This is a genomic window from Arthrobacter sp. P1_B3 (assembly GCF_056406615.1).
On record NZ_JBFTZV010000022.1, the window covers coordinates 61,461 to 72,416 of the forward strand.

Annotated in this window: 8 protein-coding genes and 2 pseudogenes; 5 read left to right on the top strand and 5 right to left on the bottom strand. The window is 60.5% G+C overall.

Annotated features, from left to right (window positions below):
* Nucleotides 1-75: 75 nt before the first annotated feature.
* The 3 genes and pseudogenes from AC1D2F_RS19105 to AC1D2F_RS19115 all read right to left on the bottom strand — a co-directional run bounded on the left by AC1D2F_RS19105 (nt 76) and on the right by AC1D2F_RS19115 (nt 2,763).
* Entirely contained in the window at nt 76-510 is a 435-nt protein-coding gene (locus AC1D2F_RS19105; protein WP_476967476.1) for an IS110 family transposase, read from the bottom strand.
* A gap of 346 nt (nt 511-856) precedes the next feature.
* Nucleotides 857-964, bottom strand: a pseudogene (locus AC1D2F_RS19110) (DDE-type integrase/transposase/recombinase); the annotation flags it as partial.
* Between the two features lie 668 nt (nt 965-1,632).
* A complete protein-coding gene (locus tag AC1D2F_RS19115) occupies nt 1,633-2,763 on the bottom strand; it encodes a tyramine oxidase subunit B (protein WP_476967477.1) in 1,131 nt (376 codons plus the stop codon).
* Nucleotides 2,764-2,899: 136 nt separating this feature from the next.
* On the opposite strand from AC1D2F_RS19115, the gene solA reads away from it, so the two are divergent.
* Nucleotides 2,900-4,057: an N-methyl-L-tryptophan oxidase gene (gene solA, locus AC1D2F_RS19120; protein WP_476967478.1), complete on the top strand. Its 1,158-nt coding sequence runs from the start codon at nt 2,900-2,902 to the stop codon at nt 4,055-4,057.
* A 19-nt stretch (nt 4,058-4,076) separates the two neighbouring features.
* Here solA and AC1D2F_RS19125 read toward each other — a convergent pair whose 3' ends face one another.
* Nucleotides 4,077-4,691: a TetR/AcrR family transcriptional regulator gene (locus tag AC1D2F_RS19125; protein ID WP_476967479.1), complete on the bottom strand. Its 615-nt coding sequence runs from the start codon at nt 4,689-4,691 to the stop codon at nt 4,077-4,079.
* A gap of 147 nt (nt 4,692-4,838) precedes the next feature.
* Here AC1D2F_RS19125 and AC1D2F_RS19130 point away from each other — a divergent pair, with 147 nt between their 5' ends.
* From AC1D2F_RS19130 to AC1D2F_RS19145, 4 genes are all read left to right on the top strand, one after another.
* Nucleotides 4,839-5,699: an IS3 family transposase gene (locus tag AC1D2F_RS19130; protein WP_476967480.1), complete on the top strand. Its 861-nt coding sequence runs from the start codon at nt 4,839-4,841 to the stop codon at nt 5,697-5,699.
* A gap of 469 nt (nt 5,700-6,168) precedes the next feature.
* A complete protein-coding gene (locus AC1D2F_RS19135; protein WP_476967481.1) occupies nt 6,169-8,103 on the top strand; it encodes a primary-amine oxidase in 1,935 nt (644 codons plus the stop codon).
* A 383-nt stretch (nt 8,104-8,486) separates the two neighbouring features.
* Entirely contained in the window at nt 8,487-8,825 is a 339-nt protein-coding gene (locus AC1D2F_RS19140; protein ID WP_476967482.1) for a hypothetical protein, read from the top strand.
* An 812-nt stretch (nt 8,826-9,637) separates the two neighbouring features.
* The gene (locus AC1D2F_RS19145; RefSeq protein ID WP_476967483.1) at nt 9,638-10,216 is read left to right on the top strand and encodes a hypothetical protein; all 579 of its coding nucleotides are present in this window, start codon (nt 9,638-9,640) and stop codon (nt 10,214-10,216) included.
* A gap of 362 nt (nt 10,217-10,578) precedes the next feature.
* On the opposite strand, the pseudogene AC1D2F_RS19150 reads toward AC1D2F_RS19145, so the two are convergent.
* A pseudogene (locus AC1D2F_RS19150) lies at nt 10,579-10,713 on the bottom strand (transposase); the annotation flags it as partial.
* Nucleotides 10,714-10,956: the final 243 nt, after the last annotated feature.

A 10,956-nucleotide genomic window follows, 5' to 3' on the forward strand; every position in this document is an offset into this window, starting at 1 on the left:
CATGCCCGAAAAACGGGAAATCGGGCGCGGCGTCCGGATGATATGATTCACCACCTGGTTAAAAAAAGCAATGGGTTAGGCGAACTGAAAGACTGCCGCCACGCGATGCGGGGGTTGGATGAGCATGGCCTTGAGCGTGACCATGGCCGCTGTTCGGTCCTTCACGGCGGTGTCATGGGTGACCTTGAGTTGGCGGATCATTTCGACGGCACCGTCGGCGGTTTTTGGGACCGCGGTTGCGAAACCGGCCAGAACGGCTCGTGCGGCGTGCTCCGCATCGGGCACATCGGATTTGCCGGCCAGTTTGCGCATCCACCGGTCGGGGTGGTTCACCCCGACCATCTTGAGTCCTTGCCGGCGTATGAATGAGCTCAGCCCAGAGCCGTATGTGCCTTCGATACCGAACGCGATGACCTTACCGAAAGACGCAGCCCAGTCGAGAAGTTGCCGGAACCCGCGAGAACCGGTGGCGACCGTCAATGTGGCCAGGATCCCGCCGACCGAGTCCATCACAGCGGCGAATGGACGTGCTTGTGCGTGTCAACACCAACGACCCCATGCCTTGATCGAGTGTGAGTGAGAGTATCTGATGCCATGGCGCCCCTGGCCTCCTGCCGGACAGCGGGGATATCACGTTGTCGCCGGCGGGTGGACAGGACTGTCATGGGGACGGTTTCGAATGCTGGCTCCAGGCTCCTGGTCACGCCCGGTCCGGCGGCAGTGCTTGTTGCATGCCCGGCCGCGGGACTGACAAATCAACGCAAAGACACCAGCGGGTCTATCCCAACAAGGGTCAAGCCGCCACGACCAGGACTTCAGAATCCACGGCTGATGATTCGACTAGATCCGACTGACAGTCCCAGCACACGCCGACCTTGCCCATGGCCTGGGTGACCGCGTTAGCGCGGCACCATTTCTGGAACTCGTGAGAGGTGTACTGGGTGCCGCGGTCGGAGTGGACAACTGCAGAACGTTCGTCGAAGCTGCATTGGTTCTGGGGGGAGGCCCGTGAGCCTTCAGACGACGATGGCCGAAACCGCGATAATCGTGATCGTGAGGATGGCCTTGTTGGGCGACCCGTGGCGAGGGTGAGCGCGGCCCAGCGCAGCGGGAAGGAGGCTGCGGTCTCGCCGGCAGTTCTACGATTGTCAGCACTCTGCTGACCTGTCATGCGACTGTGTCTTGCGCTGTGCGACTGCCGGCGGTCGTTTGATTGCTCGTGTGGCCGCGCCCCTAGCTAGCGGCGCCCGACGCAACGGCACTGGAGGAACTGGCAGAAGACAGGGTGCACCCGTGTGCTCCGACGTCCCCGGACGCTGAGATCTGGTCCGTCGACCACTACGGCTTCGAGCAGTTTCCAAGGCCGGGTACGGTTCGGCTCGTGACCTGCGGCTTACTGCCCCGCTGTAGTATCACGTCATCGAAGCCCGGAGCATGCTTGGCGCCCACGTCGCCTTCTTCTTGAGCCTTATCGTCCTCGATGACCATCGATTCGATATCTCTTTCAACGGCCGAGCGTCTCTGCAAGAATCCGGCACCAGTTGCGGACAAGAGCAGATCGCCCGTCGCCTCGAAGTCAGAATTGCCTGAATGAGTGCTTCACGCGACTGGATCGATGGACGCCCTGGGTGGTCATGCCAGTGCTGGCTTCTCCCACAGATTGAGACTCGTGCCGATGCCCCGTTCCACAGCCGTGCGGTAGACGCTGGTTGCCCATGCAACGTCTTGCACGGGCATGCCGCCAACGGCGAACAGGATGATCTCGTCGTCAGAGATGCGGGCAGGCTCGCGACCTGCTGCTATGCGGCCAAGATCGGCTATCGTCGAACGCTCCATGCGACCGGCGGCAATAAGGTCGTTCCAGAACACGCCGAGGTTTCCGACGTTTTCGTGGGCGGGCGCACCGAGCTCTTCAGCATACGTCTCGTAGAGCCGGATGCTGTCAGCCACATTGCGCGCGCGCTTGAGCACGAACTCCGGGTCGAAATTGATCGTCGCCGGCACGCTCACCAGCGCACCGGGCTGTATCCAACGCTCGTCGATGAAGGGGTAGTTGTGTGACCCGGCAGCGCTCGATGTCGCCACGCTCACAATGTCCGACCCGCGCACGGCATCCTCTAGCTCACTGACGATCTCAACGCGCAGGCGCGGGTTCTGCTGCTGTGCGCGGTCAACGAACGCCTGGGTCGAACATCCGCTGCGGCCGAACACCTTTACCCGCTCGATTGACGGTCGGGTAAAGAGAAAGGCTTCAAGAGACGTGGTGTTCATCACGCCGGGTCCGACGATTCCGAGCACCCGGGCGTCCTTTTTTGCGAGGTAGCGTGCGGCGACGCCGGGGATTGCGCCGGTGCGGTAGGCGCTCAACAGGTTGGCCGACATCAGGGCCAAAGGCGCTCCGGTCTCCTTGTCGGAGAGGGTGAACATGTGGATTGACCGAGGCAGTCCGCGAGTTCGGTTGGCGACGTTCGACCCATACCACTTCACTCCTATTGCATCGAACTGTCCCCCGATGTAAGCGGGCATCGCCATGAAGCGGCGGTCGGGGCCCGCGAGCGGCATGTTGGGGAATGGGGACACTTCCGGGAAATCGATGATGATGCCATGGGAGTTCCGGCTCGCGCCACCCATGATGTAATCGCCGACGCCGAGCGCGGCGAACATGTCGCTCATCGAGTTGACGCAGGCGGCCATGTCCGTCACCCCCGCGGCGATCATGTCATCCTCACTGAGGTAAAGGAAGTCGATTCGCTGGTCGCTCATGGTGGTCCCTTTCGGAGATAGTGACGGTGTCCATTTGCTTTTTTTTCACCGCTTGGTGAATCATATCGTTAAGTACGCCGTCGCCCGAGTCCTGTGTTCGGGCATTCAGCTCGGCGCTGAAAAGGAGAAATGAGCGATGGTAAACCAAGAATTCGATGTCGCAGTGATCGGCTTGGGATCTGTAGGTTCCATGGCGATGTGGCAGCTCTGTACCACGACAGACCTATCCGTGGTCGGAATCGAGCAGTGGGGCGTTGGTCATTCATACGGCTCCTATGCCGGAGAGTCGCGCGTATTCCGTGCGGCATATCACGAGGGTTGGCGGTACGTTCCGCTTCTCCTGCGCTCCCGCGAGATGTGGCTCGACCTCGAACGTTCGGTGGGCCGCGAAATCTTTCTGCCGCACGGCATGCTGGCTGTCGATCAGCCAGGCCACGCACCCTACGAGTCGACGCTTGAGAGTATCCGCCGCTACGATCTGCCGCACCGGGCGTTTACGACGCAGGAGCTTCGAAATACGTACCCGCAGCACATTGTGCCTGACGGCACGGAAGCGGTTCTCGATTTGCTTGGAGGCGGTATCCGTTCGGAGATTGCCGTGCTGGCCGGGGTGCAGGCTGCCGTCGCAGCGGGAGGCACCGTCATTGACGGAGAGCCTGTCGTCGGGATCGATGAGGAGGGCGAGTCAATCGTCATCCGCACAACGAATCGTTCGATCCGTGTCGCTCAAGTCGTTGTCACGGCTGGCTCCTGGACGGCGAAGCTGCGGCCGAAACTCTCGAGCGTTGTAAACGTTGCCACCATCGCTCTCACTTGGTTCGCCCCGAATGACATCAGTCGATACGCCGCCGACGTCTTCCCTGCGTTCCTCCGCGATCAGGACGGCGTTCATATGTTCGGCGTGCCCTCGCTGGACGGATATAGCGTCAAGGTGGTGTCCCACACGTCCGATGAGCAACTGCTCACCGACGTCGACGACGTTCCGCTCGTGGCCTCACGGGCGTCCATCGAGGAAATTAGCCACAACGCAATGCGCTTCTTCGCAGATCTCTCCCCTGAACCTGTGCGCCACAGTATCCACCACGACAGTGTGACCAATTCTCGTGTTCCGGTCGTAGACCTCGACCCGTCCGGTCGCATCGTTACAATTGCGGGCTTGTCCGGCCACGGTTTCAAGTTCGCGCCGGCGTTGGGGCAACTTGCTGTGAGTTTGGTCACGGGGCGACATGATGATCTCTACAGTTCGGACTTCGCTCTCGCCCAACACCCCGACGCTGTCACGGCCCTACAGTAGCGATGGCTCGCAGCGTGGTCTACTCTGAGTGTTCGCGCCGAGGGTGGGCCACGCAGTCGTCCAGGAAGTCCTCAAGCATCTGCTTCAACACACGGGGCGGATAGTCAGAGCTTGTTAGTACGGCGAGAACTTGCATTCCTGAGATGAGGCCCAATAGTGTGCGCGCGGTCCTCGGGACATCAAGATTTTGGGTCGCTTCGCCTGAAACGACAGCCTCTTCGAGGAAGCGCACGAACTGGCTCGTGAGCCCCTCCATCCCTTCACCGTGGACAGCCGCGAAGCGCTCCGAGGTAACGCATCGTTCCCAGAACGGAAGAACAACACGGGCCTCCAGGCGTTGCTCGTCTCCAAGGGGCATCATCTCCTCGGCCATGGCCTGTAGGGCCTCGAGTCCGCGGCGATTGCCGAGGCGTGCCTCGATGCGCTTGTTCGTACGGTCAAAGACGTACTCATAGCTGGCGAGCAACAGATCGTCCTTACTCGCAAAGTAGTGGCTGAGTGCCCCGTGGGTGAGTCCCATCTCGGTGGAGATTTCGCGCATCGTCGTCGACTGGAATCCCTGACGGGCAATGATCCGCCACGTAGTCTCAACGATGAGATTGCGTCGGGCCTCATGGTTGACGAGTTTTGGCATGATCCCCAGCATAGACGGAGTGGCGGTATAGACATGCGTCGGCGCGGCGGCCATGATTCGTACCACCCACAACTGGCCAGTTACGCGGACCGGCCCGTGGTCTCCGCGACCGTGATCCACGTTTGTCTGGGCAGGATCCACGAATCCATGAGTCAACTCCAAGACGAACGCGGAACTGCCCTGACAGTGGCCCTACCAGCAAACTCCTGGACGCAGCTGGACGTTAAGGAGACCCCGACCGCGCTCCGCCGCCGGGAACTGACGGATCAGGTGAAGACCGTCTTCGATTCCTCCGACGGGATCTTCGGCCACCGCATGGTGCACACCAAACTCACTGCCACCGGCATCGAGGTTTCGGTGGGCACCGTGGCGGGGATCATGGCCGAGAACGGGTGGGCCGCCAAGCCGATGCGCGCCTTCAAGCGCACCACGATCCCCTCGGATCCGGAGAAGGTCTTCGAGGACCTCATCGGCCGGGACTTCACCGCAGAAGCACCTGGAACACGCCTGGTGGGCGATATTACCTACCTGCGCACCGGCGAGGGGTGGCTGTATCTGGCTACTGTCATCGACCTGTGCACCCGCATGGTCCTCGACTGGGCCATGGCTGACCACATGCGCGCCTCATTGGTTACCGGAGCCCTGACCATGGTCAGGGACCGCGGCCATCTGGCCCCCAACGCCATTTTCCACAGCGATCACGGGACGCAATACACCTCCCGCGAAATGGGCGCCTGGTGCGCCGGGAACAGGATCCGCCAATCGATGGGTGCCACCGGGGTGTGGTGGGATAATGCCGTGGCCGAATCGCTGTTCTCATCGCTGAAGAACGAGTTCTACCATCACCACAGCTTCGCCACCAGGCAGGACGCGAGACGTGCGACCATGCGCTACATCGAAGTGTTCTACGACCGCTGGAGGCCCCACACCAACAACGAAGGTCTGCCGTCAGCGACGGCGATGGCCAACTTCACAAGAGAAAACCAGCCGCTTCCCGCTGCTGCCTGACCGAAAAGAAACTACCCGACTGTCTCACATCCTTGACACACCTCAGTCGCTACCGAGTACGACCGGACAAACACCAAGTCCCTGCAGGTAAGGGAGGCCCAGTTTCGGCGGCTTCGGTAGCGGTCGCCCGTCTTGTTCAACCAGTTCATCAGGTTGGACACGATAAATGGGGCCCTGGGGGAGAAAGGCGACCGGGCCTTGTGGCTCCTCAGGCGCATCAAATCCCTGACGGTTCGGCCACCGGACCACATGATTGCCCTACTAGGCGATCATGACAGATTCTGTGTCCATCCAGACTAGAAGGAGGCTACGTGACCACGTCATGTTCTCTCCACCATTTCACGGATTCAAAGTCCGTCTTCATTAACCTTGGCTGATCGGCGGCCAAGACCCAGACTTTGGCGAACTGCTGTCTGCGGTTATCGCAGGGCAGAAGGCCGCCGCCGACTCCCGCACGAAAGGCATACTCATGCATCACGCCAAATTCGACGCTCTGACGGCCGAGGAGATCAGTAAAGTAGCCCTGCTCGTCAGGAAGAACGGTATCGGCGGCGAACGCCCGGGCTTCGGGTCTGTGTTCACCCATGAACCGGACAAAGCGAAGCTGCGTGCCGGGGAACCGGTCGCTCGTCAAGCACGCGCTTTCATTTTGGATCGTACATCGGCAGCAACCTTCGAAGTTCTGCTTGACCTTGACTCCGAGGAAGTTGTCTCCTCGACCCAGCTCACAGATGGCGGCGCACCGATGCTGGCTGAGGAGGCTGAGACCGCTAACGACGTTGTAAAGGCAGATCCCGCCTACATCGCAGCCCTAGCCAAGCGCGGCATCACTGACCTCTCCCTGGTACAGCTCGATCCGCTCGGTACCGGTAACCGGGGAGACATCGATCTCACAGGGCGGCGCCTATGGGCATGCGTGAGCTATTTCCGTCACTTCGAGGACGACAACCCCTACGCCCACCTCATCGATGGGATCGTAGCGGTCGTTGACACCGTCAAGCGGGAGGTTTACGCAATAGAGGACTCGGGTGTTAAGCCAATCCCGACGACCTGTAATAACTACACGGCAGAGCATAACCAGCCGATGCGTGAAGATCTCAAGCCGTTGGAAATCAGCCAGCCCCAAGGCCCGAGTTTTAGCCTCAATGGCCCTCAGATGCAGTGGCAGAAGTGGCGTTTCCGTATTAACATGCACCCCATCGACGGTCTGGTGCTCTCGGGAATAGAGTACAAAGACGGCCACGACTACCGGTCGGTGATGCATCGAGCCTCGCTCGCCGAGATGCTCGTTCCTTATGGCTCCCCAGAGACGGCACACTACTTCCGCAGCGCGTTCGATGCCGGTGAATACGGTATGGGCAAGCTAGCCAACTCCCTCGTTGTCGGATGTGACTGCCTGGGCGACATCACTTACCTCGACGTTGTTATGGCCGATGACGATGGCAACCCAAAAGTCATCAAAAAGGCCATCTGTATTCATGAAGAAGATGCCGGAATCCTTTGGAAACACTCCGACTGGGCAACCGGTAAGGTCGACGTTCGACGTTCCCGCAAGCTCGTCGTAAGTTTCATCGCCACCATCGGCAACTATCATTACGGCTTCTACTGGAACTTCTTCCAGGACGGCCATATCGAAGTCGATACCAAGCTCATGGGCATTGTGCAAACCGTAGCTTACGAGAATGGACAGTTGCCGCCCGGCACAAGTCCTATTGCCGAAAATCTTGCCGCGACGTGGCACCAGCATCTGTTCAACTTCAGACTCGACATGGAGCTGGACGGATGGGAAAACTCTGTCTACCAAAACGACGTCGACAGCGAGCCGCTCGGACCGAGCAACCCTCACGGGAATGCTATCCGTGTCACCAAAACCCTCCTTAGTCGAGAGCAAGACGGCGATGGCCTCACGAACCCACAGACCGCCCGCACTTGGACGGTGGTCAACCCCAACAAGAAAAATAAATGGGGTGTCCCAGTCGGCTACAAGCTCATCCCTGGTTGGGCGTCGGACACGCTCATCGCGCAGGAGCCGTCGCTCATGGTCAAACGGGCAGGCTTCGCCACCAAAAATCTCTGGGTAACCCCCTACTCGCCGGACGAGATGCACTCAGCAGGCGACCATCCCAATGCTGACCGTTCTGGTGCCGGTCTTCCAACCTGGACGGCCGCGAACCGCTCGGTCGAGAACACAGACGTTGTGCTTTGGCATACCGTCGGCGTCACGCACATCCCGCGCTCGGAAGACTGGCCCGTCATGCCGACTGAGGTGGCAAGTTTCATGTTGTTGCCCAACAACTTTTTCGACAAGAGTCCTGCACTAGACGTCCCCGGGACGGTTAAGGACCAGTGCGTAACAGGAACTTGCGAGCACTGTCCGCCTGATGCCTGCACTTGTGGGCATTAAATCAAAACCGGGTAGGTCCGGTTTGTAATCGCATTCCGAGGGAACTATCAGGGGGTGGGCTGTCACGGCGCAACTCTTGATGGTACTTGTTTATCCGGCCCTTCGCAGTTAAGCATGGTTGGTCTGTGGGCCCGGTAGGGGCGGACTAGGGACGGTATTGAAATCAAAGACCGGGCCACCGGGACGGGGAGAACGTGGACTTGGAATCCGCCGTCCCGTATTTGGTTGCGCTGATCGGGAAGCCGCAGGCCAACCCCGATGGCGGACAGCGCCCCCGCGGCCCCAGGCCTGGTGGGGGAGGAATCCACCGCGAACGACCCTTTCTGCATATCGAGAGCACTTCCGCGGGGGCCAAGACCCTCAACAATCCAACGGACAGATCGATGATCACCAGCCCCTCCGACCTGGCCCCCACGGTCCCCGTCTCGTCCCGTGGCGCTGGAGAAGAAGCCTTCGCGCACATGTCGCGGGACGGATCCCAGGCCATGGTCCAGGCGGTGATCCTCGAACTTTCCGTCAAGATCAGCCGCAGAGTTGTTCTCTTGGAGGCGTCATCCAATTACCCGACTCGATGCTCCGAGGACATGGCCGCCTTCGCATGGATCCAGCGCACCCTGGAGGACGTGGAAGCCACCCTCATTGGACTCTCCGCAGTAAGGCGCCGCCGTTCTGCGGCGTTCCAGGGTCCGCCCCCTTCTTCTGATGGAAACCCGGTTTCCTAGATTCCGCTGGGGCCGGCCGCCGCCTCGATCACAGCTGCTGTTGGCTATGCCGGTGGTCTTGCCGTTCCTCCCCTCGACGCCAAGAGCATCTGGCGAGCCCAAAGTACGTATCACCACCATGAGAGTAAGGATTCATGACCATGCAAGCAGCACCCGGTTGTCTCGTCGTAGCCGTTCAATCCCGAAAGGAATTAGATGCCGCCTTGGATGAGGCGGTGGGTCTCCTGAAGCCGGCGGCGGTGACCCAACACGTCGGCATCTCCGTGACGCGGCTGGCCCCGGGGCGCTATGAAGCGCGTCTGAACAGTGACGTCCCCCCGGGCACGACCATCGAAAGATGGGCGAGTGAGCCGCGTTGAGCGAGCATCAGGGCGGTGTCTCCAGTGCGCCGACCAGCAGCAATTTTGATATGGCGCCACCCACACCCCCGCCCGGGTCCAGGGCTTAGAAGCAGTACATGCAAAAGGAACAGCCCATGCCAATGGAGCCGTTTTCCAATCAAGAATTGACCGCTTCCCCAGGCCGGACGGGCCGGGTGCCCGGCGCAGCACGTGCCGATGCTTCGCAAAGGATCCCAGGGCGAACTTCTGAATTCATCCGGGCCGTACCTGCGGATGCAGCGCCGAAGGAACCACGGGTTCAGGACCTACTGCGCAGGCCCCTTGCAGCTCCTCGGGGGCAACCCGCCCCCACAGCTATTGAACACCTAATTGCCCTCAAAATCCTGACGGGATTTCCTGCAATCAGTCCCGGTCCATGCTCCACGTCGGATGAACCGGACGTGTGGCGGCCCGCGGAAAGGAAGGACGGCAATGAAGTGGACCGGAAATCCACCGATTGAACGACGTCGTGCTAAGCCCCTCGAAACACGGGACCGGCTTGACCGGGTACGTGGCGCACTCAAGGGACTCTCGCTATCGGAACGGGAGCTCGGCGAGGACAGCTTCGTGGCCAGGATCAGCGAACTCCGCGCCCGGACAAATGAACTCATGCTGACTTTGGACGGAGACGAAGGATGGCTCGTCGAGTGGCTCGACAGGGAACAGGTGAAAGGAAGCATTATGTATGCCGCCGCCAAGATCAATAAGCAGAGGAACGGTCTTCTGGATTCGTCGCCCGCCGATCCGCGGTCACGCTCGAAGATAGTGGGACGGTTCAATGATTGGGCGATCGGGGCCCTGGCCCGCCTGGAAGCCTACGAGGCCTCCAGCCGAGAGCCACACGTCGTCGTCCCGTGGATCGAAGAGGCAACACATATCTGGTCGCCGCCCGACGCAGCCGGGAGGAAAGAGAAGGAGGAACGCCGCAGGCGGCTCGAAGAACCGCCAGGGAAGGAATCCGGTCTCCTTGTCTCTGATGAAAATCGTTTCGTCCTTTGCCGCGGCCGATGATCGCCTGCCGGTCGGCTGGCTGCTCATTGCGTGCGGCGGCCGTCGACGTAACGTCGAGGAGAAATGGGTCGAAAGATTTGCTGACTGCATGCGAAATCGCAATGTTCCTCTCCCTGGCCCGCGGCCACCGGATCGCTGTGAGGGATCACGAAACCGGCGCACTCTGGCGCGGGTGCGTGGACCTGACTTTTCCCGACCACGGATTTGTCTGGGTTATCACGGACTACGGCGAGCGGAAGTTACTCGACATTAGCGTGCACACGGTCTGGCGGCCAGACGAGTCGGGAGCTTGCGCCAGCGTCCACCGGGAAGCTGGGAATGGCACCCGGCAGCGGGAATCATGACCCTTCGCAAATACGCGTCTAAGCATGGTTGGTGTGTTTGGTCCGGTAGGGGCGATGGCCGCCGGCTGCGAGTAGGCATCTGATTCTGTAGTTGGTGAAGTTGCGGAAGCCGCGGGCGATTCTGCGGGTGGTTTCGATGACGCCGTTGATTGCTTATGCCGATGTTGGGATTATGCCGATTTTCGGGTGACTGGCCTGTTCAGGGCCGGTTTCTTGCAGTGTCTGGTCGGCATAGTCGCGGCGTGAGATTCTCCCTTCTCCTGACAGGAGAAGGGAGTGTGCCATGGATGATCCAAGGCGGGTGGAGGGCCCGGCGGTCGGCGCCGACGACGGTCTAGCAGATGTTGGGGCCTTGGCGGGTGTCGGGAAGACGGGCCCTCCCGGGGGTACTTGGCA